The following is a 25,240-nucleotide window of genomic DNA, read 5'->3' as shown; positions in this document are numbered from 1 at the left end:
ACTGTCGTAGGAAGGCGGGAAGACGTGGCTGACCTGAAGAAGGGTGCGCGCATCACCGGCAACACGCGCGACAAGCTGGCCGCTGACCTGAAGAAGAAATACGAGAAGGGCGCCAGTATTCGTGCCCTCGCGGAGTCGACCGGACGTTCGTACGGTTTTGTGCACCGCGTACTTTCCGAATCAGGTGTGCAGTTGCGCGGGCGCGGTGGCGCTACCCGGGTGAAGAAGAAGTAGTAGTACCACTGAGGTTCCGGCCTTCCGCGCGGCGGAAACACAGCATCGCGCCCAGCAGCACGAGCGGGTACACCAGATATCCGTAACGCGTGGCCGGAGTGAGCAGGGTGAACGCCCCGAGTCCCGCGGCGATCCGCAGCATCGCGTCCGAGCCGGTCACCGGCGGGCGGCGCAGGAGCCAGCTCAGTATCGCGAGCGCCGCCGAGCCCAGCAGCACGAAGGCGACGGCCTTTCCCGCCGTTCCGGTGCTCGCGATGAGGTAGCCGGGCAGTGGGCTGGCCGCCGGCGAGGTCACGACCCCGAGGCCTGCCGGGAACCGGATCACGTGCTCGACGAACGCCGCCGGGTCGACCAGCAGCACGGGCACGGTCAGCACCGCTCCGGCCAGGACGAACGTGCCCGCGAACCGGGCGAGCGCGCCGCGGCCGAGCCGTGCGGCCACGAGCACGGCGAGCACCACCACGGCCGGTGCCACGATCAGCTTGGCGCTGACCACGGCCGCCAGCACGATCGCCGAGCCCACCGGGCGGTCCCGCACGGCCAGCGCGCCGGACACCAGCAGCAGCCCGACGATCGCGAGGTCCGGTCCGGCCACCGACCAGGTGAGCGCGGTGAGCGGGCAGGCGACCGCGAGCTGGACCGCGCGTACCGGAACCCGAGGCCTGCCCATGAGCCGGAGCGTCAGCCAGGCGCACAGGCACGCGGTCAGTGCGAACATCAGCCGCGCGTCGGTGAGCGCGTCGGCCACCGGGCTGCCGCCGAACAGCGCGCGCGGCAGGCCGAACAACGCCATCACCGGGCCGTAGGGGGTGTAGTCGTTGACCTCCGGGGGCCGGCCGAGCGCGGTGACGTCCACATAGGGCGTTCCGTGCCGCAGCAGCAGGCTCGCGGACCGCTCGATCACCCACACCTCGGGCTGCGCGCTCCACGAGTAGGGCGTGATCAGCCAGTCCACACCGGTCAGCCGCCGCACCACGAGCACGGCCAGCGGGACCAGCATCGCGAACACGACGATCGCGGCCAGGCCGGCGCGGCGGGAGCGCCACCGGCCCGAGGGGCCGCGCTGCGTCCACAGCCACACCGTGTGCGCCGCGGCGAGCCCGTAGCCGATCGCGGCGAACCCGCCCCACACCCGGAACCCGTAGAATTCCGAGCCCGCCGCGGTCGCCACGGCGTAGCTCAGGCAACCGAGGTAGAAGACCAGGTCCAGCGCCAGCGGCGACACCGCGGCACGGGTGCGGGCGAGTGGAGAGTGCAACGCTTCGACACCCATGACCAGCAAGATTACAGGGGCCCTTGGTGCCGTCCTGCCGGATCCTCGCAAGCCGGGGTTTCCGGAGGCGGATGCCCGGCGGACCCGCCGCCCGGGACACCGGCACCCGGGCCGCTGCGCGAAAATGGTGGGTGGTTTCGGGAAGCTTGTGCTCAGATATGACGTTGTCCAGGTCATATGTGAACAGAACTTGAAGTAATGTCGAGATTTCGGGGCGAGGGTGGAGGGGCGCTGTGGACAACAGCTGGTCATTGCTGAGCTCGGCGATGCGCGGCAACGACACACCGCGCGGGCTGGCGCCCGGCACCGTGCGGCGGGTGGCCCGCTTCGCGCGGCCGTACTGGCGCAGCCTGGGGGTCTTCCTCGTGCTGACGGTGGTCTCCGCGGTCATCGCGGTCACCACGCCGCTGATCGCGGGCAAGGTGGTCGACACCATCGTGGGCGGCCGCCAGGCCGGGCTGGTGATCATGCTGGCGGTGGTGGTGGCCGTGCTCGCGGTCGCCGACGCCGGGTTCGGCCTCGTGGAGCGCTGGCAGTCCGCGCGCATCGGCGAGGGGCTGATCCTCGACCTGCGCCGCGCGGTGTTCGAGCACGTGCAGCGGCTGCCCATCGCGTTCTTCACCCGCACCCGCACCGGCGCGCTGGTGAGCAGGCTGAACAACGACGTGATCGGCGCCCAGCGCACCTTCACCGCCACCCTGTCCGGCCTCGTCACCAATGTCATCCAGCTGGTGCTCTCGCTCGCGGTGATGCTGACCCTTTCCTGGCAGGTCACCGTGCTCGCGTTGGTGCTGCTGCCGGTGTTCGTGCTGCCCGCGCGCCGGATGGGCCGCCGGATGGCCAGCCTGCAGCGCGAGTCCGCCCAGCTCAACGCGGGCATGACCACCCAGATGACCGAGCGGTTCTCCGCGCCGGGCGCGACGCTGGTGAAGCTGTTCGGGCGGCCGCGGCAGGAGGCCGACGAGTTCGGCGAGCGCGCCGGGCGGGTGCGCGACATCGGTGTCCGCACCGCGATGCTGACCCGCTGGTTCATGACCAGCCTCACCCTCGTCTCCGCCCTCGCGCAGGCGCTGGTCTACGGGCTCGGCGGCTGGCTGGCCATCCGCGGGCAGCTGCAGCCCGGCACCGTGGTCGCGCTGGCCCTGCTGCTGACCAGGCTCTACGGCCCGCTGACGGCGCTGGCCAACGTGCGCGTCGACGTGATGACCGCGCTGGTGTCGTTCGAGCGGGTCTTCGAGGTGCTCGACCTCGACCCGATGATCACCGAGCAGCCCGGGGCGCGTGCCGTGCCGGCGGGCGGGGTGACGGTGGAGTTCGACGACGTGCGCTTCGGCTACCCCGCGCCCGACCGGTACTCGCTCGCGTCGCTGGAGGATGTGTCCACTCTGGACAGCCGGGGCGGCGAGGAGGTGCTGCACGGGATCAGCTTCCGCGCCGAGGCCGGGCAGATGGTGGCGCTGGTCGGCTCGTCCGGCGCCGGGAAGTCGACCATCGCGACCCTGCTGCCGCGCCTGTACGACGTCGACTCCGGCACCGTCCGGCTGTCCGATGTGGACGTCAAGGAGCTGAGCTTCGCCTCGATCCGGGAGACCGTGGGCGTGGTCACCCAGGACGGGCACCTGTTCCACGACACGATCCGCGGCAACCTCGCCTACGCGCGACCCGGCGCCACCGAGGAGGAGATCTGGGACGCGCTGCGGCGGGCCCGGCTCGCGGACCTGGTGCGGTCGCTGCCCGACGGGCTCGAGACGGTGGTGGGGGAGCGTGGCTACCGGCTCTCCGGCGGGGAACGGCAGCGGCTCACCATCGCCCGCCTGCTGCTGGCGCAGCCGCGGGTGATCGTGCTCGACGAGGCGACCGCCCACCTGGACTCGGAGTCCGAGGCCGCCGTCGGCGAGGCGCTCACGCACGCGCTCGCCGGACGGACGGCACTCGTGATCGCGCACCGGCTCTCCACCGTGCGCGCCGCGGACCAGATCCTCGTCGTCGAGGGCGGCGAGATCGTCGAACGCGGTACGCACGAGGAGCTGCTCACCGCCGAGGGCCGCTACGCCGACCTCTATCACACGCAGTTCGCCGAGGAGCCCGCCGCGGCCTGAGGCGTCAGGCCAGGGCGGGCACCCGGGGCTGGTAACGCGCGAAGAGCGCGGAGTTGGCCTCGTCCCCGCCGGCCACGTTGGAGCTGCGCCACAGTGGCGCGTCCTCGGCCAGGGTCACCACCTTCGCCAGGACCGCGTTCCACAGGAACGCGTTGAGGATCGTCGAGAGCGCGGCCGTGCGGGGCTCCTCGGGCGGGAAGCTCGAGTCGCCCGGGCGGACGCCGGTGTCGAGCACGACGTCGGCCTCCTCGATCAGGGTGCTGCCGGCCCGCCGGGGCGCCGCGGCGACCGACCGCCGGGAGCTGACGGCGACGACGGGCGCACCGGCGGCGCGGGCGGCCCGCGCCAGCTCCACCGGGTAGGGGTTGACGCCGGAGGTGGAGAACACGACCAGCACGTCCTCCGGGCCGGGCGCCGCGGCGCCGAGCACCTCGGCCGCCAGGCCGCTGCGGCGCTCGGCGGACGTGCTCGACTGCGCGCCGTGCAGCGGCAGCAGCTGCGGGTGGTACAGCGGGTACACGCAGGCCAACCCGCCGGCCCGGTAGAAGGTCTCCGCCACGGCGGCCAGCGAGTGGCCGGCGCCCGCGGTGAAGACCAGCCCGTCGGCGCGCAGGCTTTTCACCACCAGCTCGGCCGCCCGCGCGACCTGCTCGGCGTTGTCGGTCTCGGCGGCACGCACCGCTTCAGTCACCAGATCTCCGATCACGCGGGAGACACTATCGGGAAGAATGGGGTGGCGTGGGCGTTGATCACGAAGTGACCGATCGGATTCCCGCCCTGCGCGTGTGGGCGGCCAAGGGGCCGGTGCGGGCCGTCGCGCTGGTCCTGCACGGCGGCGCCGAAGCGGGCCTGGCGCAGGTGCGCCCATGGGGCCTGGCGTACCTGCGCATGCTGCCGCTGGCGCGCGCGATCTCCGCCGCGGCGGCCCGGCACGGCGTCGAGGTCCGGTTGCTGCGCAACAGGGTCCGCGGCTGGAACGAGCCCGGGCTGCACCCGGTCGCCGACGCTCGGTGGGCGCTGGCGCGCATCCACGAAGAACGCCCTGGTGCGCCGGTGTTCCTCGTCGGGCACTCGATGGGCGGCCGGGTCGCGCTGCGGGTCGCCGACGATCCGGCGGTGACGGCGGTGTGCGCGCTCGCGCCGTGGACGCCGCGTGGCGAGCCCGTCGAGCCGGTGAAGGAGCGCAGCGTGCTCATCGCGCACGGCACGCTCGACCACGTCACGAACCCGGCGGAGTCCTACGCCTACGCGGAGCGGGCCCGGCTGGTGGCCGCCCGGCTCGTGCGGTTCGAGCTGATGTCCGAGGCCCACGCCATGCTGCTGCGCGCGCCGGCGTGGAACCGGCTGGTGCGCGGGTTCACCCTCGACGCCGCGGGCGCGGCCACGCTGCCGGCCTGGAAGAAGGCACCTGACCAGCGGTTACGGCTGCCGCTGTAGTGCGCGCACAACCCTTTCGGGGAGTCACACGTCCTTGTTGCGTAAGTTTGCGGTTCACTGGGACACCGCAGGCCGAGATCGGGGACGGGTGAGAAGCGCATGACCTACGGCGGTGACTACGGTGGCGGCTATTCGCGCCCGCAGCCGCGAGGCCCGCGGCAGCACCAGTCGGCGCAGATGCTGCCGCTGCCGGGCCGCGGCGCCCCGGCGCGGCCGATGCCGCGGCGCCCGGCGGGGCCGCCGCCGCAGCCGCCCGAGGCGCCGTACGACCAGCAGCCACTGCCGGGGCGGCCGCGCCGCAGGCGCCGGTTCGGCTTCGGCAAGATCCTGCTGACCCTCGTCGTGCTGTTCGTGGTGTTCCTCGCCGGGGTCTGGATCTACCTGGACAGCTCGATCAACCGCGTCGACGCGCTGTCCGACTACAGCGGCCGCCCGGCCGCGGCGTCGGGCACGAACTGGCTCATCGTGGGCTCCGACAGCCGCGACGGGCTCAGCACCGAGCAGGAGCAGCAGCTGGCCACCGGGGACAGCGCCGCCGCCGGCGGTGGCTCGCGCACCGACACGATCATGGTCGCGCACCTGCCGGACAACAGCACCAAGCCGACCCTGCTGAGCCTGCCGCGCGACTCGCAGGTCAGCATTCCCGGCCACGGCAAGGGCAAGATCAACTCCGCGTTCTCGATCGGCGGCCCGCAGCTGCTGGTGAAGACCGTCGAGCAGGCCACCGGCCTGCGCATGGACCACTACGCCGAGATCGGCTTCGGCGGGTTCGCGAACGTCGTGGACGCGATCGGCGGCGTCGACATGTGCGTGCCGACGCAGATGCACGACGACTTCACCAACATCACCATCCCGGCGGGCTGCCAGACCCTCGACGGCGCGCACGCGCTGGGCTTCGTCCGGATGCGGCACAGCGAGGCGACCCCGCGCTCGGACCTGGACCGGGTGGAGAACCAGCGCAAGTTCATCGGCGCGCTGGTGAGCCAGATCGCGACCGCGGGCACACTGCTCAACCCGTTCCACTTCTTCCCGCTGCTCTCGGCCGCGCCGGACGCGCTGACCATGGACTCGGGCGACCACCTGCAGAACCTGGTCGGCCTGGCATGGGCGATGCGCGGCATCTCCGACGGCGGCGTGGTCACCACGACGGTCCCGGTGACCTCGGCGTCCGCGGAGAACTGGGACAAGACCAAGTCCAAGCAGCTGTTCGACGCGCTGCGCGGGGACACCGCCATCCCGGACAGCGCGATCATGAATTAACGGGATGCGCTCGGTGCCGCCGAACCGGCAGCATCGAGCGCATGGAACCCGAACCCGAACTGTCCGACGGCGCGGTCAGGTTGCGCCGCTGGCGCCCCGACGACGCGGCCGCGCTCTACCACGCGGTGCACGACTCGCTCGATCACCTCGCGCCGTTCATGCCGTGGGCGGCGGCCGGGTACAGCGAGGCCGACAGCGTCGAGTTCCTCACCAAGACCCAGCAGGAGTGGCGGGACGGGGTGGCCTACGACTACGCGAACGTCACCGAGGACGACGAGATCCTCGGCGCCTGCGGGCTGATGAGCAGGATCGGCAACGGCGGCCTGGAGATCGGCTACTGGATCGGCAAGCCGTACGCCGGGCGCGGCCTGGTGACCAGGGCGGCCGCGTTGCTGACCGCGGAGGCGTTCCGCATCGGTGCCAACCGGGTGGAGATCCGCCACGACGAGGCCAACGAGCGCAGCGGCCTCATCCCGCGGCGGCTGGGCTTCACCCGGGTCGGCGGCGCGCCGGCGGAGCTGCCGGGTGGTACCGCGAGCACCGGGGTGCACGTGCACTGGCGGCTAGACGCCCCGTGAGCGCAGCGCCCGCAGCGCCTGGTCCGCGTGCGCGGACATCCGCAGCTCGCTCTTGACCACTTCGAGCACGCGCCTGTCGGTGTCGATCACGAACGTGTGCCGCCGGGTCAGCAGCGGGCCGAACTTCCGCCGGACGCCGAACAGGGTGGCCACCGCACCGTCCACATCGGACAGCAGAGGGTAGTCGAACCCGTGCTTCGCGGAGAACTCCTGTTGCCTGGCCACCGGGTCCGGGCTGATGCCCACCCGCTGGGCGCCGGTCTCGGCGAACTCCTCGGCCAGGTCCCGGAAGTGGCAGCTCTCCGCGGTGCAGCCCGTCGTCATCGCCGCCGGGTAGAAGAACAGCACGAGGGGCCCCGCGGAGAGGAAGCCCGACAGCGAACGGGGTTCGCCGGTCTCGTCGGGAAGCGTGAAGTCGGGTACCAGGTCGCCGGGCTTCACCGCTGCCCCCGGTGCCGTTCGATCAGCTCGTCCACCTCGTCGTCGGTCGCCGAGGTCGCGACGAACGGGCCACGGGCGGCGAGCACGCCGTGGGCGCGCAGCCGTTCGGCGTGCCGGGCGTCGACCACGCCCTCGGCGCCGATGCGCAGCTGCAGCTCGCGGGCCCGCGTGATCAGCTGGTCGAGGTGGCGGGCGGCGGCCTCGTCCTCGCTGTCGGCCACGGCGTCCACCGCCGGGCCGGTGAGGACCGCGTGCTGCACCTTCAGCCCGTGCGCCGGGATCAGCTCCAGGTCCGCCGAGCCGCTGACCGTCAGCACCAGCTTCGCGCCAAGGTCCGACAGCACCGACAGCGACTCCAGCACCTCGCCACGCGGGTCGAGCAGCGAGGCGCTGTCGGTGCACAGGCGCAGCGCGTGCGCGGGCAGCCGGTAGGTGTCCAGCTGGTCCTTGACCAGGCGTACCAGGTCGGGCTCGATCGCCAGGCGCCGTGGCAGCCGCACGCACACCTCCGGCGCGGCCTCGCCGTAGCGCTCACGCCAGCGGGCCGCCGCGGCGAGCGACCGGGCCAGCAGCCACTTGCCGAGCGGGATCGTCATGCCGGTGGTGTCGGCGAGCGGGTAGAACTCGGCCGAGTCGAGCTCGCCCAGCTCCGGGTGGTGCCAGCGCAGGGCGGCGTTCACCGCGGCGAGCCGGCCGTGGTCGGCGAGCCGCACCGTCGGCTGGTAGATCAGCGAGAACTCGCCGTTCTCCAGCGCCCCGGCGATCTCGGCGCCGAGCCGGTAGCGGGCGCGGTCGCGCGCGTCGAGCTCCGGGTCGAACAGCATCCACTGCGCCTTGCCTGCCTCCTTGGCGCGATGCAGGGCGATCTCGGCGGCGCGCTGCAGGTCCTCGGGACCTCCCTCGGTGACGTCCCGCACGACGATGCCGGCGCTCGCGCTGACCCCGATGCCGTGGTCGCCGAGGTAGATCGGCTCGCCCAGCTCCTCCAGCGCGCGCTCGACGAGCGTGATCACGTCGCTCGGGTTCAGCTTGCCGCGCAACAGGATGGCGAAGCCGTCGCCGGAGAGCCGGGCGACGATCGTGTCGGGCGAGGCGAAGACGTCCTTGAGCTTGCGGGCGATCCCCCGCAGCACCTGGTCGCCGACCCCGGCGCCGAGCCCGTCGTTGATGACCTTGAACCCGTCGATGTCCAGGTACACCAAGGCGATCTGGTCGCGAGCGGACGGGCTGAGCGCGGCCTCGAGCATCGTGTTGAAGCGCGAGCCGTTGGACAGCCCGGTGAGCGCGTCGTGCACGCTCTGGTGGCGCAGCGTCTCCTGCAGCGAGTGCACCTCGTTGGCGTCCAGCACCATCAGCACCGGGTACGCCGAGCCGGAGCGGTCGCCGGGCAGGGACGCGAGGGTGATGTCGGCCCAGGTGCCGGCGTCGTCGGCGTGCGCGAGCCGGACGCGCTCGCGGTAGTGCTCGACGTCGGTCTCCTCCAGCTCCTCGAGCCCGGCGCGCAGCCTTTCCCCGTCGCGGCGGGAGAAGCCCAGGTCGGCGATGTGCCGGCCGCGCAGGTCCTCCGGCTTCTGGCCCAGGAACGTGCCGAGCGCGGCGTTGACCTCGACGATCTCCCCGGACGGGTCGGCCAGCGCGATGCCCATCGGCGCTGCCGAGTAGAGCGCGCTGAACCGCCGGATGGCGGCCTCGCGGCCCGCGTCGACCTTCGCCAGGACGTCGCGGGCGACGCCCTGCAGGACGTCCGCCAGTGCGTCGGCGGAAAGACCTACCCCATCCGTGTCGGCCAGTCGGACCGCCCATCGCCGGACGACCTCGGCCAACCCTGGCGCCCCACCAGGTTCCGGCACGCTTCACCTCTTGTTGGATGGACAAAGGCCAGGTCAGCCCCAGCAGGAGCGCTCGCGCGCCCCCGCTGGTCCGGTACCTGCCCGGAGTGATGTCACGCCATCATCTCGGGTCGGCACTGTCTACCGGCTGAACGAGTGGTGATCAGTGTAGATGCGATCACTTTTCGTGATTATTCAGGCCGCCGCGGTGTAGGGAGATCGGACGCGGCTCACCCGGTTCACACGGCCCGGGTCAGGCGAACGGGGAGCCCGTCCACCGGGACCGGGAGCGAGACGTAGTCCCAGCGCATCCGGTAGCCCTCGGGCACCGACCACCGGTACGCGCGCAGCATCTCGTGCAGCACCGCCTTCACCTCGTACGTGCCGAAGTGCAGCCCGATGCACTTGTGCGCCCCGCCGCCGAACGGCATCCACGCGTAGCGGTGCGACTTGTCCTCGCGCCGTCCCTCGGCGAACCGTTCCGGGTCGAACGCGTGCGGGTCCGTCCAGTGGCCGGGCGAGAAGTGGTTGGTGTTCGGCGAGACGTTCACGAACGAGCCGGCCGGGACGTAGTGGCCCAGCACGTCGACGTCCCTGACCGCCTTGCGGGGCAGCGACGGCACCGGCGCGGTCAGCCGCAGCGACTCCTTGATCACCAGGTCCAGTGTCGTCAGCTCGTCCAGTGCGGCCAGGCCGGGCAGCTCGTCGCCGAGCGCCAGGGACTCCTCGCGGGCGCGTTCCTGCCACTCCGGATGCTTGGCCAGGTGGTAGGCGGCCGCGGTGCTGGTGATCGTCGTCGTGTCGTGCGCGGCCATCATCAGGAAGATCATGTGGTTGATCACGTCGTCGTCGCTGAACTGCTCGCCGTCCTCGCCGGTCGCGTGGCACAGCGCGGAGAACAGGTCCTCGCCGTTGGCGCGCCGCTTCGCGGGCAGGTTCTCGGCGAAGTAGGCCTCCAGCGTCCGCCGCCCGGCCAGGCCCGCGGCCCAGCGCCCGCCCGGCACCGGGAACCGCACCAGCGCCGTCGCCGCGCGCACGGAGTCGACGAAGGCCCGGTTGATCCGCGCCGCGTGCCCCGACTCCGAGCGCATGCCCATGAACACCCGGGTGGCCACGTCGAGGGTGAGCCGCTTGAGCGCCCAGTACAGCCGCGGCCGTCCCGTCTCGCCCCAGTTCGCGATGCCGTCCCGCAGCACCGGCCCGAACTGGCGCGCGTAGCCGGTGAGGCGGTCGCGGGTGAACGCCTCCTGCATGATCCGCCGGTGCAGGTGGTGCTCCTCGAAGTCCAGCAGCATCAGCCCGCGGTGGAAGAAGCGCTCGATGAAGAACTTCCAGCCCTCCTGCGAGAAGGCCTTGTCCTTGTTCACCAGCGCGACCTGGGTGGCCTCGGGTCCGGCGAGCACCACGAACCGCTGCCCGAACGAGCCCATCCACGAGACCGGGCCGTAGGTCTCGTAGTGGTGCAGGGCGAAGTCGATGCCGAACCGCATCGACGCGAGGGCGTGCCCGATCACCGGCGCGCCCGCGTCGCCGAGCACCGGCGCGAGACCGCTGCCCGGCGGCGGGGCGGCGAGCTCGCTGACCGGCCGCCGCCGGGTCAGCAGCCGCCGGTCCACGGCGTTGGGCAAGGGGATCGAGGTCAGGGGCGGAATCCGGTCGCGGATCGTCACAGTGCCTCCTCGAGAGTGGTGAGAGTGGCTTGCGTGGCGGTGCGTGTGGCGGAGCAAGTTGCTTGCCCACCGCAAGCGGCCCCGCCGTTCCGGCCCGCCTCCCTGCCGTGCCGCACTCACCCCAGGTTGCCGCCCCCCACCTCAACTGGCAAGCCCCGTTGTCAGTCCCAGTCGAGCGAACCACCCGTCTGGTACTCGGTCACCCGGGTCTCGAAGAAGTTCTTCTCCTTCTTCAGGTCCATGGCCTCCGACAGCCACGGGAACGGGTTCTCGTCCGCACCGAAGACCGGCGCCAGCCCGATCTGCCGGGCGCGCCGGTCGGTGATGAAGTGCATGTACTGCTCGCACAGCTGCGCCGACAGCCCGAGCATCCCGCGTGGCATGGTGTCGCGCGCGTAGGCCACCTCCAGCTCGCACGCCTCGACCAGCATCCCGCGCACCTCCGCCTGGAACCCCGGCGTCCACAGGTGCGGGTTCTCGATCTTGATCTGGTTGATGCAGTCGATGCCGAAGTTCAGGTGGATCGACTCGTCGCGCAGGATGTACTGGTACTGCTCGGCGATGCCGACCATCTTGTTGCGCCTGCCGAGCGAGAGGATCTGCGCGAACCCCGTGTAGAACCACATCCCCTCGAAGACCACGTAGAACGCGACGAGGTCACGCAGGAAGTCCTGGTCGTCCTGCGGCGCCCCGGCCTCCAGGCCGCGGGTGTACTTCAGTGCCCACGCGTCCTTCGCGGTGATCGAGGGCACCTCGCGGTACATGTTGAACAGCTCGCCCTCGGCGAGCCCGAGGCTTTCGCAGATGTACTGGAAGGTGTGGGTGTGCACGGCCTCCTCGAACGCCTGGCGCAGCAGGTACTGGCGGCACTCGGGATTGGTGATCCGCTGGTACACCGCGAGCACGAGGTTGTTGGCCACCAGGGACTCCGCGGTCGCGAAGAACCCGAGGTTGCGCTTGAGCAGCACGCGCTCGTCCTCGGTGAGGCCGTCGCGCGACTTCCACAGCGCGATGTCGGCCTGCATCGAGACCTCGGTCGGCATCCAGTGGTTGCTGCACCCCGCGAGGTACTTCTCCCAGGCCCAGGAGTACTTGAGCGGCAGGAGCTGGTTGACGTCGGCGCGGGCGTTGAGCATCGCCTTGTCCTCGACGCTGACCCGGCCGGCGTCACTGTCGATCAGGGTGGTCACTGGCAGGCCTCGCAGTCGGGGTCGTCGATCCGGCAGGCAGCGGGTTCGGGCGCGGCTGGGACGGCAGCGGCCGGGACAGCGTTGAGCTTGCCGTCGGTGCCGCGCAACGTGCTCTTCTCGACGCTGGTGGCCGAGCGTGTCCGCAGGTAGTACGTGGTCTTGAGGCCCTTGTGCCAGGCGTAGCGGTAGAGCTCGTCGAGCTTGCGGCCGCTGGGCGCGTCGAGGTAGAGGTTGAGCGACTGGGCCTGGTCGATCCACTTCTGCCGTCGCGAGGCCGCGTCCACCAGCCAGCGGCTGGAGATCTCGAACGCCGTCGCGTACAGCCGCTTGAGGTCCTCGGGCACCCGGTCGATCCGGCCGAGGCTGCCGTCGAAGTACTTCAGGTCCGCGACCATCACCTCGTCCCACAGGCCGCGTTCCTTGAGACTGCGCACCAGGTGCGGGTTGACCACGGTGAAGTCGCCGGACATGTTCGACTTGACGAACAGGTTCTGGAACTGCGGCTCGATCGACTGCCCGACCCCGCAGATGTTGGAGATCGTCGCGGTGGGCGCGATCGCCATCACGTTGGAGTTGCGCATGCCGGTGTCGCGCACCCGCTCGCGCAGGGCGTCCCAGTCCAAGGTGGACGAGTAGTCGACGTCCAGGTCGTCGCCCTCGCGGGCTTCGGCGAGCAGGCGGAGCGAGTCGATCGGCAGGATCCCCTTGCTCCACAGCGATCCGTCGAAGGACTCGTAGCGGCCGCGCTCGGCGGCCAGTTCCGCCGACGCCGAGATCGCGTGGTAGCTGAGGTGCTCCATGCTGCGGTCGGCGAACTCGACGGCCTCGGCCGAGGCCAGTGGCAGGCCCAGCTCGAACAACGCGTCCTGGAAGCCCATCAGGCCGAGCCCGACCGGGCGGTGGCGCAGGTTGGACCGGCGCGCCTCGGGGATCGTGTAGAAGTTGATGTCGACCACGTTGTCGAGCATCCGCACGGCCGTCCGGACGGTGCGCGCCAGCCGTTCGGTGTCGAGCCCGTCCGCGCTCACGTGCGCGAGCAGGTTGACCGAGCCGAGGTTGCACACCGCGACCTCGTCGGCGCTGGTGTTCAGGATGATCTCGGTGCACAGGTTCGACGAGTGCACGACGCCGGCGTGTTGCTGCGGCGAGCGCAGGTTGCACGGATCCTTGAAGGTGATCCACGGGTGGCCGGTCTCGAAGAGCATGGTGAGCGTCCGCCGCCACAGGTCGACGGCCCGGACCCGGCGGAACACCTTGATCTCGCCGCGCTCCGCGGCGGCCTCGTACTCGCGGTACCGGGTGGCGAAGGCCGTTCCGTAGAGGTCGTGCAGGTCCGGGGTCTCGTCGGGGGAGAAGAGTGTCCAGCCGGCGTCGGCCTCGACGCGGCGCAGGAACTCGTCGGGCACCCAGTTCGCGGTGTTCATGTCATGCGTCCGGCGCCGGTCGTCGCCGGTGTTCTTGCGCAGGTCGAGGAACTCCTCGACGTCGACGTGCCACGTCTCCAGATACGCGCAGGCGGCGCCCTTCCGTTTGCCGCCGTTGTGCACCAGGCCCGCGACAGTCATGTAGGACTCGTCCACGTCGACCTTGAGATCGAACACAGTCGGTACGACATCGACGCTTCGCACGTCGAGTACCCGGGAGAAGACCATTCCCTGGTACTCGATCCAGTTTCGCTTCGCGAGGGGGCGGCACCCGATCAGCTGCGCGATCTCCGGTACCGCGGGAACCCGGATATCGAACGCCTTCAGGGTGCCGGAGAAGGTGGTGCTGGGGCCATCCGAGCGGCGTCCGAAATGGCTTTGCTCGCGCTCCCGGTACTCTCCGGCCGAAGGAACTCCCAACCGAAGTAGCTGATAGCGCACGCCGGCCGCGAGTGGCCGGGAGGTCGTCGTGAAATAGGCCTCCACTCCGCGGGACACGCCGCCGTCGGTCTCCAGCAGACCTTGCAACAGTGCGAGCGTTTGCGCTTTGGGCAGATGCGAGAGCCTGCGAGCGATGTGCTTGTTGTGCTCGTCGTCGTAGATGTCGGGAGCCGTGAAGGGCAGGGTAGGGACACCGGCACCGGTTATCCGGCCCGTGGCGGCGTCGGGCAGCACGCCTCGGCCGGCAGCCCAGTGGATCTGGAGGTAGCTGTCGCCGCGCCCGGTTTCCCAGAAGTGGATGCCGCGTTCGTTGAGGTACTTGCGAACGAACTCCAGATGCGTGTCCAGCTCTGGGTTTCCGGATACACCCCACTGTTGCCCGGCCTTCGACAGATGACCGTCGCCGAGCAGGATGCCGTAAAGGCGCGCGTCGTCTTCGGTGAACCCGGGAAGCGGCACTACCTCGCCGGGTACTACCTGGGCAATGTAGTCGCCCTTGGTGAGAGTGCCTGCCTCAACCCATTCCGGGCGTACTTTGCCCTCGGCGAGCCACTGGAGCGTGCGGCGGTTCTCCTGCCCGAGCGGTACGCCCTGAATTGCGAAGAAGGGATGGCCCGCGGTGACGGTGAGCGGCTCCACCGAGTGTTTGACGTTCACCTCGACCATCGGGTCGCTCTGGTCATAGGCGAGGACGTCGGTCACCTCGCGGTAGCTGCCGCTCGAACCGAGGACCAGATCTCCCTGGTGGATGTTCTGGATCTCCTTGACGCCGTCGGCGGTGTAGATGCCGGTCTCGGGCGCGAAACACTGGTTCACGGCGACCGCGGTGTCGTTGGCGATCTTGAGGAACGGCACCACGCCCTGGGACTCGCCGTTGGTGCCCTTGATGTGCGCGCCGAGGCCGCGGACGGGGGTCCAGTCGTTGCCGAGGCCGCCGGAGTACTTGGCCAGCAGCGCGTTGTTCTTGTAGGACTGGAAGATCGAGTCGAGCTCGTCGTCCACAGTGGTCAGGAAGCACGAGGACAGCTGCGGCCGGGTGGTGCCGGAGTTGAACAGCGTCGGCGTCGAGGCCATGAAGCGGAACGTCGAGAGCAGCTCGTAGAACTCCACTGCACGAGATTCCCTTTCGTCCTCCCGCAGCGCCAGGCCCATCGCGACACGCATGAAGAACGCCTGCGGCAGCTCGAACCGGGTGCCGTCGTGGTGCAGGAAGTACCGGTCGTAGAGGGTCTGCAGGCCGAGGAAGCCGAAGTCGAGGTCGCGCTCCGGGCGGATCGCCGCGGTGATCTTCTTCAGGTTGAAGGCGGCCAGCTCCTCGTCGGCCAGCTCCAGCTCGATCGCACGTGCGAGGTAGTCGCGGAAGTAGCCGGGGTAGTTCATCTCGTCGTGGCCGGCCTGGCGCGGTTGCCCCGCGAGATACGTCAGTGCCTCGCCGCGCAGCTTGTCCAGCAGCAGGCGCGCGGTGACGTAGGAGTAGCCGGGCTCCTTCTCGACGAGCGTGCGGGCGGCCATGATCAGCGCCGTGCCCAGCTCACCGGGCGTGATGCCCTCGTAGAGGTTGCGCCTGGTCTCGGCCAGCACCGGCTCCGCCGACACGTCGTCGAGCCCGGCGACGGCCTCCGCGACGACGTGCTCGACGCGCGCCCAGTCGACGTGCGCGGGCGAGCCGGGTTCGACGGGCTTCTCGCGCGCCTTCGCGTGCTCCTCGCGGTAGAGGACGTACGCGCGGGCCACCTTGTGGTGACCGCCGCGCATGAGCGCGAGTTCGACGAGGTCCTGGATCTGCTCGATGTGAAGCGACGTCTCGGCGTTCGCGTGGCGCAGCAGGGAGGTCTCGACCTGCGTGGTCAGCTCGCCGACGACGTGGTGGACGCGCGAGGACGCGGCGGCGGCGTCCCCTTCGACGGCGAGGAAGGCCTTGGTCAGGGCGACCGAGATCTTGTTCGCGTCGAACGGGGACACGCTGCCGTCGCGCCGGATGACCTGCACGGCGCTGCGCACCGGCCGTGAGGTGGTCTCCACAGACATGCATCACTCCAAGAAAGGGCGCGTGGGATCGGCACGCCGACGGGGCGACGACGTGCTGGACGAAAGGCGTGACCGGTGCTGCCGGCGTCTGCCGCGCTGGGGGCTACCGGTGAGCCAGAGACTACATCTTGGGGTATGAGTGCGCACGTACCCCAAGATGCGGGCGTGTCGGCGGGATCTGCTAGGACAGCCAGGGCAGATACGGAGGCAGGTCGCGGGCGCTCGCGAGGGGGAACCGGGGCGCCCGCTTCTCGAAGAACGACAGCACGCCCTCGACCGCGTCCGCGTGGTCCGGGAGCCCGGCGATCAGCTTCGACTCGAGCTCGAAGGCGGGGAACGGCGTCTCGGCCCCGGACATCCGGTAGAGCAGCTGCCGGGTGACCGCGACCGACACCGGCGCCGTCCGCTCCGCGATCTCCCGCGCCAGTTCGTACGCCTTGTCCAGCAGCTCCCCGGGCTGGTGCACCCGCTGCACGAGACCCGCCGCCTTGGCCTCCCCGGCCCCGAACACCCGCCCGCTGATCATCCAGTCGAGCGCCGTGCCCAGGCTGACGAGCCGGGGGAGGAACCACGCCGACCCGCCCTCGGGGAACACGCCACGGCGCGCGAACACGAAGCCGAAGCGGGCGTCGGCCGCGGCGAGGCGGTAGTCGCACGCCAGCGTGATCGTGATCCCGGCACCGACGGCCGCGCCCCGGATCGCCGCGATCACCGGCTTGTTCATCGTGTAGACCCGCTTCGAGCAGCGTCCGGCGGGCTCCTGCCACGGGCCTTCGGCCGGGCCGAAGTCGAACCCGCCCTGCGACAGGTCCGCGCCGACGCAGAAGTCGTCGCCCTCACCGGTGAAGACCACGACCCGCACCCGCTCGTCTGAGTCCGCCTGGTCGAAGGCGTCCGCGAGCTCGTCGGACATCCGCACGGTGTAGCCGTTGCGGGCCTCGGGACGGTTCAGGCTGACCGTGGCGATGTGGTCCTCCACGGTGTAGACGATCTCGGCGTACTCCATCGGCGGTCTCCTTCGGGGGATAAAACAATCAAGCGTGCTTGATTTTTCTCTGCACCGATGCCACGCTCGCTGCAGGCGCGAGGAGGCGGGTGCGGTGGTGGATCTGGGACCGATCCTGGGCGATCTGGCGGCCGAAAGCCAGTCGCTGGACGACGTCGTGGCCGGGCCGGGCACCGACTGGGCGACGCCGACGCCGGCCGAGGGCTGGACGATCGGCCATCAGATCGCGCACCTGGCCTGGACGGACGCCAAGGCGCTGATCGCCGTCCGCACCCCGGGGGACTTCCCGGAAGAGATCAAGCGTGCGCTCGCCGCCGGTCCCGGCTACGTCGGCGAAGGGATTGCCGAGGAGGCGAAGAAGCCGCGCGAGGAGCTGCTGGCGCGGTGGCGTGCGGGGCGAGAAGCGCTCGCCGCGGCGTTGCCGGCGGCGCCGCCGGGCAGCAAGTTCCCCTGGTACGGGCCGCCGATGAGCGCCGCGTCGATGACGACCGCCCGGCTGATGGAGACCTGGGCCCACGCACAGGACGTGTACGACGCGCTCGGCCTGCGCCGCGAACCGGGCGGCGGCCTCCGGCACATCGCGCGGTTCGGCGTGCGGACACGGGACTTCGCCTTCGCCGTGCACTCGCTGGCGCCGCCCGCCGCGGAGTTCCGGGTGGAGCTGCGGGCGCCCGACGGCGAGCTGTGGGCCTACGGGCCGGCGGACGCCACGCAGCGCGTCACCGGCAGCGCGCTCGACTTCTGCCTGGTCGTCACGCAGCGGCGGCATCCCGCCGACACCGATCTCCAAGCCGTAGGCGCGGACGCGGTGAAGTGGCTGGAGATCGCGCAGGCGTTCGCCGGCCCGCCCGGCCGCGGCCGGAAGGCGGGGCAGTTCGGGTGACCCTGCGCATCGGCAACGCCTCCGGGTTCTACGGCGACCGCTTCTCCGCCGTCCGCGAGCTGCTCACCGGCGGCCCGCTCGACGTGCTCACCGGTGACTACCTCGCCGAGCTGACCATGCTCATCCTCGGGCGGGACCGGCTCAAGGACCCCGGCCGCGGCTACGCCAGGACCTTTCTGCGCCAGCTGGAGGAGAACCTCGGGCTGGCCAAGGAAAAGGGCGTCAAGATCGTCACGAACGCGGGCGGGCTCAACCCGGCGGGGCTCGCGGACGCGATCCGCGAGCTGGCGGCGAAGCTGGGGCTCGAAGTGGCCGTGGCGCACGTCGAGGGCGACGACCTGGTGGGCGGTGCCGGGGAGCTGGGGCTCGGGGAGCCGCTCACGGCCAACGCCTATCTCGGGGCATGGGGCATCGCCGAATGCCTGAACGCGGGTGCCGAGGTGGTCGTGACCGGTCGCGTGACGGACGCCTCCGTGGTCGTCGGACCGGCCGCCGCGCACTACGGCTGGGGCCGGCAGGACTACGACGCGCTCGCCGGGGCGGTGGCGGCCGGGCACGTCATCGAGTGCGGGGCGCAGGCCACGGGCGGGAACTACGCGTTCTTCACCGAGCACGACCTGGGCACGCCCGGGTTCCCGATCGCCGAGATCGAGGCCGACGGCGCGAGCGTCATCACCAAGCACGAGGGCAGCGGGGGAGTGGTCACCGTCGGCACGGTCACCGCCCAGCTGCTGTACGAGATCACCGGTGCCCGCTACGCCGGGCCCGACGTGACCACCAGGTTCGACACCCTCGCGCTCGACCAGGAAGGCCCGGACCGGGTCCGGATCAGCGGCGCGAAGGGCGAGCCGCCGCCGACGACGCTCAAGGTCGCGCTCAACCGCCTCGGCGGGTTCCGCAACGAGACCACGTTCGTGCTGACCGGCCTCGACATCGAGGCGAAGGCCGCGCTCGTGCGGGAGCAGCTGGAGAGCTCGCTCACGGACAACCCGCCGGCCGAGATCCGCTGGACGCTGGCCCGCACCGACCACGAGGACGCCGACACCGAGCAGCGGGCGAGCGCCCTGCTGCACTGTGCGGTCAAGGACGCGGACCCGAAGGTCGCCGGCCGCGCGTTCAGCGGTGCGGCCATCGAGCTGGCGCTGGCCAGCTACCCGGGCTTCCACGTCACCGCGCCGCCGTCGGACGCCTCGCCGTACGGCGTCTACACCGCGTCCTATGTGGATGCCGGCACCGTGCCGCACGTCGCGGTCCTGCCGGACGGTACCCGCGCCGACATCGACCCGGCGGCCGAGACGCTGCCGTTGTCCGATGTGGACGAACCTGAGCTGCCGGCGCCCCTGGGTGGGAGCACCCGGCGGGTGGCGCTGGGCACGATCGTCGGCGCCCGGAGCGGGGACAAGGGCGGCGACGCGAACCTCGGCGTGTGGGTGCGCTCCGACGAGGCGTGGCGCTGGCTCGCGAACGCCCTCACCGTGGAAGAGTTCCAGCGCCTGCTGCCCGAGACGGCCTCGCTGCCGGTGCGCCGGCATCTGCTGCCGAACCTGCGGGCGCTGAACTTCGTGGTGACCGGCCTGCTCGGCGAGGGAGTCGCCGCGCAGGCGCGCTTCGACCCGCAGGCCAAGGCGCTCGGCGAGTGGCTGCGGTCCCGCCACGTGGATGTTCCCGAGGTGCTGCTGTGAACGAGCTGCGGAAACTGGTGCGGCGCTTCGTCGAGAACGAGGTGCTGCCCCACCTCGACGACTGGGAGCGGGCCGGGGAGCTGCCCCGCGAGTTGCATCGCAAGGCCGGTGCGATCGGGCTGCTCGGGGTGTCGTTCCCGGAGAGCGTCGGTGGCGGCGGCGGGACCTACCTCGACGCGATGACGGTGGCCGAGGAGATGCTCCACGCCGGTGGCTCGGGCGGCCTGATCGCGTCCCTGCTGACCAACGGGATCGCGGTGCCGCACATCGCGGCGGCCGGGGATCCGGGGCAGATCGAGCGCTGGGTGCGCCCGACGCTCGAGGGCGAGCTGATCGGCTCGCTCGCCATCACCGAACCCGGCGGTGGCTCCGACGTCGCCGGCATCCGCACCACCGCGCGCCGCGAGGGCGACCACTACGTCGTCAACGGCGCCAAGACGTTCATCACCTCCGGCTGCCGTGCCGACTTCGTGACGACCGCCGTGCGCACGGGCGGGCCGGGGGCGCACGGCATCTCACTGCTCGTCGTCGAGCGCGGCAGGCCGGGATTCACGGTGAGCCGCAAGCTGGAGAAGATGGGCTGGCACTGCTCGGACACCGCCGAGCTGTCCTATGCGGATGTGCACGTGCCGGTGGAAAACCTCGTCGGCCCGGAGAACAGCGGGTTCGTGCAGATCGCGACGCAGTTCGTCACCGAGCGCGTCTCGCTCGCGGTGCAGGCCTACGCGACGGCGCAGCGCGCGCTGGACCTCACCCTGGACTGGTGCCGGCTGCGGGAGACCTTCGGGCGGCCGCTCATCTCGCGTCAGGTCGTGCAGCACAAGCTGACCGAGATGGCCCGCCGGGTCGACCTCGCCCGTGTCTACACGCGCCACGTCGCGGAGCGCTACGTGGCGGGGGAGGACGTCATCGCGGAAGCCTGCTTCGCCAAGAACAGCGCCGTCGAGGCGGCCGAGTGGGTGGTGAACGAGGCGGTGCAGCTGCACGGCGGACTCGGCTACATGCGCGAGTCCGAGGTGGAGCGGCACTACCGGGACGTGCGCATCCTCGGCATCGGCGGCGGCACGAGCGAGATCCTCACCGGACTGGCCGCGAAACGATTGGGGTACACCGCTTGAGCGTCATCCGATCCACAGTGGACCCCGCGGGCGAGGTGTTCGCGGCGAACCGCGAGGCGATGCTGGCCAAGCTCGCCGAGCTGACGGCCGAGCACGCCAAGGCGATCGCCGGGGGCGGGGAGAAGTACGTCGAGCGGCACCGCAGGCGCGGGAAGCTGCCGGCCCGCGAACGCGTCGAGCTGCTGCTGGACGAGGACTCGCCGTTCCTGGAGCTGTCCCCGCTCGCCGCCTGGGGCACCGACTACCACGTCGGCGGCAGCGTGGTGACCGGCATCGGCACGGTCGAGGGCGTCGAGTGCGTGATCGTCGCCAACGACCCCACGGTGAAGGGCGGCGCGAGCAACCCCGCCAGCCTCAAGAAGGGGCTGCGGGCGGCGGAGATCGCGGCCGAGAACCGGCTTCCGACGATCAACCTCGTCGAGTCCGGCGGCGCGGACCTGCCCACCCAGAAGGAGATCTTCATCCCGGGCGGGCGCACCTTCCGCAACCTCACCAACGCCTCGGCCGAGCGCATCCCCACCGTCGCCCTCGTGTTCGGCAACTCGACCGCGGGCGGCGCGTACCTGCCCGGCATGTCCGACTACGTGGTGATGGTCAAGGAACGGGCGAAGGTGTTCCTCGGCGGGCCACCGCTGGTGAAGATGGCGACCGGCGAGGAGTCCGACGACGAGTCGCTCGGCGGCGCCGAGATGCACGCGCGCACCTCCGGCCTCGCCGACTACCTCGCGCTCGACGAGCAGGACGCGATCCGCATCGGGCGCAGCATCGTCAAGCGGCTCAACTGGCACAAGCAGGGCCCCGCCCCGAAACCCGGCTACGCCGAGCCGCGTTACGACCCCGGGGAGCTCGCCGGCATCGTGCCCGGGGACCTGAAGGTGCCGTTCGACCCGCGCGAGGTGATCGCCAGGATCGTCGACGGCTCGGACTTCGACGAGTTCAAGCCGCTGTACGGCACCAGCCTGGTGACCGGGTGGGCCGACCTGCACGGCTACCCGGTCGGCATCCTCGCCAACGCACAGGGCGTGCTGTTCAGCCAGGAGTCGCAGAAGGCCACCCAGTTCATCCAGCTGGCCAACCAGTCCGACACCCCGCTGATCTTCCTGCACAACACCACCGGCTACATGGTCGGCAAGGAGTACGAGCAGGCCGGCATCATCAAGCACGGCGCGATGATGATCAACGCGGTGTCCAACTCGAAGGTGCCGCACCTCTCGGTGCTCATGGGCGCCTCCTACGGCGCCGGGCACTACGGCATGTGCGGGCGGGCGTACGGGCCGCGGTTCCTCTACGCCTGGCCGAGTGCGAAGTCCGCGGTGATGGGGCCGCAACAGCTGGCCGGCGTGCTCTCGATCGTCGCGCGGGCCTCGGCCGCCAACCGCGGGCAGGCCTACGACGAGGACGCCGACAAGGCGATGCGCGCGATGGTGGAGCAGCAGATCGAGGCCGAGTCGATGCCGATGTTCCTGTCCGGGATGCTCTACGACGACGGCATCATCGACCCGCGCGACACGCGGACCGTGCTCGGGATGAGCCTGTCCGCGATCCACAACGGGCCGATCAGGGGCGCCGAGGGCTTCGGCGTCTTCCGGATGTGAGGGCGAGGATGCGCAACCTGCTGGTCGCGAACCGGGGCGAGATCGCCCGCCGGGTGTTCCGCACCTGCGCCGAGCTGGGCATCGCCCGCGCGGCGGTGTTCTCCGACGCCGACGCGGACTCCCCGCACGTCGCCGAGGCCGACACGGCGGTCCGGCTGCCGGGCGAGGCCCCCGCCGACACCTACCTGCGCGCCGACCTGCTGGTCGCGGCGGCCAAGGCGACGGGGGCGGACGCCGTCCACCCCGGTTACGGATTCCTTTCCGAGAACGCGGGCTTCGCCCAGGCCGTGCTCGACGCCGGGCTCACCTGGGTCGGCCCGCCGCCGGCCGCGATCGGGCTGATGGGGTCGAAGGTCGAGGCCAAGCGGATCATGGCCGCCGCCGGGGTGCCGGTGCTGGCCGAGCTGGACCCCGCGACGGTCACCGAGGATGAGCTGCCCGTGCTGGTCAAGGCTTCCGCCGGGGGCGGCGGCCGTGGCATGCGGGTCGTGCGGGAGCTGGGCGAGCTGGCCGGCGCGGTGGAAAGCGCGCGCGCCGAGGCGGCGTCGGCGTTCGGCGACCCGGCGGTGTTCTGCGAGCGCTACCTCGAGACCGGGCGGCACATCGAGGTGCAGGTGCTCGCCGACACGCACGGCACGGTGTGGGCGGTCGGCGAACGGGAGTGCTCCATCCAGCGCCGTCACCAGAAGGTCGTCGAGGAGGCGCCTTCGCCGCTGGTCGACGACCGGATGCGGGCCGAGCTGTTCGACGCCGCCCGCAAGGCGGCGCAGGCCATCGACTACGTCGGGGCGGGCACGGCCGAGTTCCTCGCGACGAACGACGGGAAGTTCTTCTTCCTGGAGATGAACACGCGCCTGCAGGTCGAGCATCCGGTGACCGAGCTGGTTTCCGGGCTCGACCTGGTGGCGCTGCAGATCCGCATCGCGGAGGGGCACCGGCTGCCGGCCGATCCTCCACAGTGGACCGGACACGCGATCGAGGTGCGGCTCTACGCCGAGGACCCGGCGGCGGACTGGCAGCCGCAGACCGGCACGCTGCGCCGGTTCGCGGTGCCCGGCGACGTGCGCGTGGACAGCGGCGTCGCCGACGGCTCGGTGATCGGGGTGCACTACGACCCGATGCTCGCGAAGGTGATCGCGTGGGCGCCCGGCCGGGCGGAGGCCGCGCGCAAGCTCGCGGCCGCGCTGGAGGCCGCCGAGATCCACGGGGTCCGGACGAACCGGGACCTGCTGGTCAACGTGCTGCGTCATCCGGAGTTCCTGGCCGGGAACATCGATACGGCGTTCTTCGGCCGGCACGGCCTCGCCACGTTGGCCGCGCCGCTCGGCGACGAGCGGCTCGCGGCTGTCGCGGCGGCGTTCGCCGATGCCGCGGCGAACCGCGCCGGTTCCCGGTTCCCCGGCGGCTGGCGCAACGTTCCCTCGGCGCCGCAACGCAAGCGCTACACCGCCGGTGAGCGCGAGCACACGGTCGAATACCGGGACGGGAAGGTCGAGGGCGAGGACATCACGCTCGTCTCGGCGACCCCGGACCGGGTCGTGCTCGACGTGTCCGGGATCCGGCGTGGCTTCGACGTGGCCCGCTACCCCGGGCTGGTGTGCGTCGGGCCGGTCGCGCTGACCCCCGTGCCGCGGTTCACCGAGCCGGGCGCCACGCTGGCCGCGGGCTCGCTGGTCGCCCCGATGCCGGGCACCGTGCTGCGGGTCGCGGTCGCCGCCGGGGACACCGTTGCCGCCGGAGACCCGTTGCTGTGGCTGGAAGCCATGAAGATGGAACACCGCATCAGCGCGCCCGCCGACGGGGTGGTCGCGGAACTGCCCGTGGCCGTGGGGCGCCAGGTCGAGGTCGGCGCCGTGCTCGCCGTCGTGAGTCCGAAGGAGGAGCAGTGAGCTTCACCGAGTCCGAAGAGCGCCGGGCGCTGCGCAAGGCCGTCGCCGAACTGGGCCGCAGCTACGGCCACGAGTACTACACGAAGCTCGCCCGCAGCGGCGGGCACACCAGCGACCTGTGGAACGAGGCCGGCCGGCTGGGCTACCTCGGCGTCGCCGTGCCGGAGGAGTACGGCGGCGGGGGCGCGGGGATCGGCGACCTCGCCGCGGTCTGCGAGGAGTTCTGCGCCGCCGGCACGCCGATGCTGCTGATGGTGGTCTCCCCGGCGATCTGCGCGACCGTCCTCGCCCGTTACGGCACCGACGAGCAGAAGCGCCGGTGGCTGCCCCGGTTCGCCACCGGCGAGGTGCGGATGTCGTTCGCCATCACCGAACCCGACGCCGGGTCGAACTCGCACCGGATCACCACGACCGCGCGGCGGGACGGCGCGGACTGGATCCTCAACGGGCGCAAGGTGTTCATCTCGGGGGTCGACGAGGCCGAGGCCGTGCTCGTCGTCGGCCGCACCGAGGACGCGAAGACCGGCAAGCTCAAGCCCGCGCTGTTCATCGTGCCCACGAACACGCCCGGCTTCGAGTACAAGCAGATCGAGATGGACCTCGTCTCCGCCGACAAGCAGTTCGGCCTGTTCCTCGACGACGTGCGGCTGCCCCACGACGCGCTGGTCGGTTCGGAGGACGCCGCGCTCGCCCAGCTGTTCGCGGGGCTCAACCCCGAGCGGATCATGGGCGCGTCGTTCTCCATCGGCATCGCGCGGTACGCGCTGGAGAAGGGCGTGGAGTACGCGAAGCAGCGCAGCGTGTGGGGCGCGCCGATCGGCAGCCACCAGGGGCTCGCCCATCCGCTGGCGCAGACGAAGATCGAGCTGGAGCTGGCCAAGCTGATGACCCAGAAGGCCGCCGCCCTCTACGACTCGGGCGACGACTTCGGCGCCGGCGAGGCCGCGAACATGGCGAAGTACGCGGGCGCGGAGGTCGCGATCAAGGCGGTCGACACGGCGATCCAGGTGCACGGCGGCAACGGGATGGCCTCGGAGTACGGGCTGGGTACGCTGCTGGGCGCGGTCCGCGTCGGGCGGATCGCCCCGGTCAGCCGCGAGATGGTGCTCAACTTCGTCGCCCAGCACAGCCTCGGCCTGCCCAAGTCCTATTAGGAGGAGCTG

General features: G+C 71.2%; 19 protein-coding genes. 11 read left to right on the top strand and 8 right to left on the bottom strand.

Annotated features, from left to right (window positions below; genetic code table 11):
* Window positions 1–24 precede the first annotated feature (24 nt).
* Window positions 25–234 (top strand): helix-turn-helix domain-containing protein, encoded by a 210-nt coding sequence (locus tag LWP59_RS20915; protein WP_005437638.1) that lies wholly within the window; start codon window positions 25–27, stop codon window positions 232–234.
* Here LWP59_RS20915 and LWP59_RS20910 read toward each other — a convergent pair.
* Window positions 212–1,507 carry a glycosyltransferase 87 family protein gene (locus LWP59_RS20910; RefSeq protein WP_144643133.1) on the bottom strand — a complete coding sequence of 432 codons (1,296 nt, stop codon included), beginning with the start codon at window positions 1,505–1,507 and terminating at the stop codon, window positions 212–214. The genes LWP59_RS20915 and LWP59_RS20910 overlap by 23 nt on opposite strands.
* 233 nt (window positions 1,508–1,740) lie before the next feature.
* Here LWP59_RS20910 and LWP59_RS20905 point away from each other — a divergent pair, with 233 nt between their 5' ends.
* On the top strand, window positions 1,741–3,606 hold the full coding sequence (locus LWP59_RS20905; protein WP_144643132.1) for an ABC transporter ATP-binding protein: 1,866 nt from the start codon (window positions 1,741–1,743) through the stop codon (window positions 3,604–3,606).
* A 4-nt stretch (window positions 3,607–3,610) separates the two neighbouring features.
* On the opposite strand, the gene LWP59_RS20900 is transcribed toward LWP59_RS20905, so the two are convergent.
* Complete coding sequence (locus LWP59_RS20900; protein ID WP_144643131.1) at window positions 3,611–4,312, bottom strand: sugar isomerase domain-containing protein; 702 nt, start codon at window positions 4,310–4,312, stop codon at window positions 3,611–3,613.
* 50 nt (window positions 4,313–4,362) lie between these two features.
* On the opposite strand from LWP59_RS20900, the gene LWP59_RS20895 reads away from it, so the two are divergent.
* From LWP59_RS20895 to LWP59_RS20885, 3 genes are all read left to right on the top strand, one after another.
* The gene (locus LWP59_RS20895; protein WP_144643130.1) at window positions 4,363–5,043 is read left to right on the top strand and encodes an alpha/beta hydrolase; all 681 of its coding nucleotides are present in this window, start codon (window positions 4,363–4,365) and stop codon (window positions 5,041–5,043) included.
* 99 nt (window positions 5,044–5,142) lie between these two features.
* Window positions 5,143–6,303 (top strand): LCP family protein, encoded by a 1,161-nt coding sequence (locus LWP59_RS20890; protein ID WP_144643129.1) that lies wholly within the window; start codon window positions 5,143–5,145, stop codon window positions 6,301–6,303.
* Window positions 6,304–6,344: 41 nt separating this feature from the next.
* Window positions 6,345–6,881 (top strand): GNAT family N-acetyltransferase, encoded by a 537-nt coding sequence (locus LWP59_RS20885; RefSeq protein ID WP_144643128.1) that lies wholly within the window; start codon window positions 6,345–6,347, stop codon window positions 6,879–6,881.
* Here LWP59_RS20885 and LWP59_RS20880 read toward each other — a convergent pair.
* The 6 genes from LWP59_RS20880 to LWP59_RS20855 form a co-directional block, all read right to left on the bottom strand.
* Window positions 6,867–7,322 carry a peroxiredoxin gene (locus LWP59_RS20880; protein ID WP_144643127.1) on the bottom strand — a complete coding sequence of 152 codons (456 nt, stop codon included), beginning with the start codon at window positions 7,320–7,322 and terminating at the stop codon, window positions 6,867–6,869. The genes LWP59_RS20885 and LWP59_RS20880 overlap by 15 nt on opposite strands.
* Window positions 7,319–9,172, bottom strand: coding sequence for a diguanylate cyclase domain-containing protein (locus LWP59_RS20875; RefSeq protein WP_229857239.1), 1,854 nt, complete (start codon window positions 9,170–9,172; stop codon window positions 7,319–7,321). Before LWP59_RS20875 ends, LWP59_RS20880 begins: the two co-directional genes overlap by 4 nt.
* A gap of 218 nt (window positions 9,173–9,390) precedes the next feature.
* On the bottom strand, window positions 9,391–10,821 hold the full coding sequence (locus LWP59_RS20870) for a cytochrome P450 (RefSeq protein ID WP_144643126.1): 1,431 nt from the start codon (window positions 10,819–10,821) through the stop codon (window positions 9,391–9,393).
* A gap of 161 nt (window positions 10,822–10,982) precedes the next feature.
* Window positions 10,983–12,011 carry a ribonucleotide-diphosphate reductase subunit beta gene (locus tag LWP59_RS20865; RefSeq protein WP_267903813.1) on the bottom strand — a complete coding sequence of 343 codons (1,029 nt, stop codon included), beginning with the start codon at window positions 12,009–12,011 and terminating at the stop codon, window positions 10,983–10,985.
* Window positions 12,008–15,904, bottom strand: coding sequence for a ribonucleoside-diphosphate reductase subunit alpha (locus LWP59_RS20860; protein ID WP_144643125.1), 3,897 nt, complete (start codon window positions 15,902–15,904; stop codon window positions 12,008–12,010). Before LWP59_RS20860 ends, LWP59_RS20865 begins: the two co-directional genes overlap by 4 nt.
* A gap of 181 nt (window positions 15,905–16,085) precedes the next feature.
* The gene (locus LWP59_RS20855; RefSeq protein ID WP_144643124.1) at window positions 16,086–16,910 is read right to left on the bottom strand and encodes an enoyl-CoA hydratase-related protein; all 825 of its coding nucleotides are present in this window, start codon (window positions 16,908–16,910) and stop codon (window positions 16,086–16,088) included.
* Between the two features lie 94 nt (window positions 16,911–17,004).
* Here LWP59_RS20855 and LWP59_RS20850 point away from each other — a divergent pair, with 94 nt between their 5' ends.
* Genes LWP59_RS20850 through LWP59_RS20825 form a run of 6 tightly spaced genes read left to right on the top strand, consistent with a single transcriptional unit; the run spans window position 17,005 to window position 25,231 of the window.
* Entirely contained in the window at window positions 17,005–17,793 is a 789-nt protein-coding gene (locus tag LWP59_RS20850; protein ID WP_144643123.1) for a TIGR03084 family metal-binding protein, read from the top strand.
* Window positions 17,790–19,475, top strand: coding sequence for an acyclic terpene utilization AtuA family protein (locus LWP59_RS20845; RefSeq protein ID WP_144643122.1), 1,686 nt, complete (start codon window positions 17,790–17,792; stop codon window positions 19,473–19,475). Before LWP59_RS20850 ends, LWP59_RS20845 begins: the two co-directional genes overlap by 4 nt.
* The gene (locus LWP59_RS20840; RefSeq protein ID WP_144643121.1) at window positions 19,472–20,593 is read left to right on the top strand and encodes an acyl-CoA dehydrogenase family protein; all 1,122 of its coding nucleotides are present in this window, start codon (window positions 19,472–19,474) and stop codon (window positions 20,591–20,593) included. Before LWP59_RS20845 ends, LWP59_RS20840 begins: the two co-directional genes overlap by 4 nt.
* Window positions 20,590–22,188 (top strand): acyl-CoA carboxylase subunit beta, encoded by a 1,599-nt coding sequence (locus tag LWP59_RS20835; protein WP_186383450.1) that lies wholly within the window; start codon window positions 20,590–20,592, stop codon window positions 22,186–22,188. The genes LWP59_RS20840 and LWP59_RS20835 overlap by 4 nt, the downstream gene beginning before the upstream one ends.
* A gap of 8 nt (window positions 22,189–22,196) precedes the next feature.
* A complete protein-coding gene (locus tag LWP59_RS20830; protein WP_144643120.1) occupies window positions 22,197–24,077 on the top strand; it encodes an acetyl/propionyl/methylcrotonyl-CoA carboxylase subunit alpha in 1,881 nt (626 codons plus the stop codon).
* Entirely contained in the window at window positions 24,074–25,231 is a 1,158-nt protein-coding gene (locus LWP59_RS20825) for an acyl-CoA dehydrogenase family protein (RefSeq protein ID WP_144643119.1), read from the top strand. The genes LWP59_RS20830 and LWP59_RS20825 overlap by 4 nt, the downstream gene beginning before the upstream one ends.
* The last annotated feature ends 9 nt before the right edge of the window (window positions 25,232–25,240 follow it).

The organism is Amycolatopsis acidiphila (assembly GCF_021391495.1).
GTDB lineage: Bacteria > Actinomycetota > Actinomycetes > Mycobacteriales > Pseudonocardiaceae > Amycolatopsis_E > Amycolatopsis_E acidiphila.
The sequence above is the reverse complement of the archived record's forward strand: the minus strand, read 5'-3'. Positions and strand labels throughout refer to the sequence as shown.

Excerpts from the sequence above, each read along its gene's own strand:
- LWP59_RS20830 (WP_144643120.1), top strand. The coding sequence starts at position 22,197 with ATGCGCAACCTGCTGGTCGCGAACCGGGGCGAGATCGCCCGCCGGGTG.
- LWP59_RS20890 (WP_144643129.1), top strand. The coding sequence starts at position 5,143 with ATGACCTACGGCGGTGACTACGGTGGCGGCTATTCGCGCCCGCAGCCG.
- LWP59_RS20855 (WP_144643124.1), bottom strand. The coding sequence starts at position 16,910 with ATGGAGTACGCCGAGATCGTCTACACCGTGGAGGACCACATCGCCACG.
- LWP59_RS20910 (WP_144643133.1), bottom strand. The coding sequence starts at position 1,507 with ATGGGTGTCGAAGCGTTGCACTCTCCACTCGCCCGCACCCGTGCCGCG.
- LWP59_RS20860 (WP_144643125.1), bottom strand. The coding sequence starts at position 15,904 with ATGTCTGTGGAGACCACCTCACGGCCGGTGCGCAGCGCCGTGCAGGTC.
- LWP59_RS20885 (WP_144643128.1), top strand. The coding sequence starts at position 6,345 with ATGGAACCCGAACCCGAACTGTCCGACGGCGCGGTCAGGTTGCGCCGC.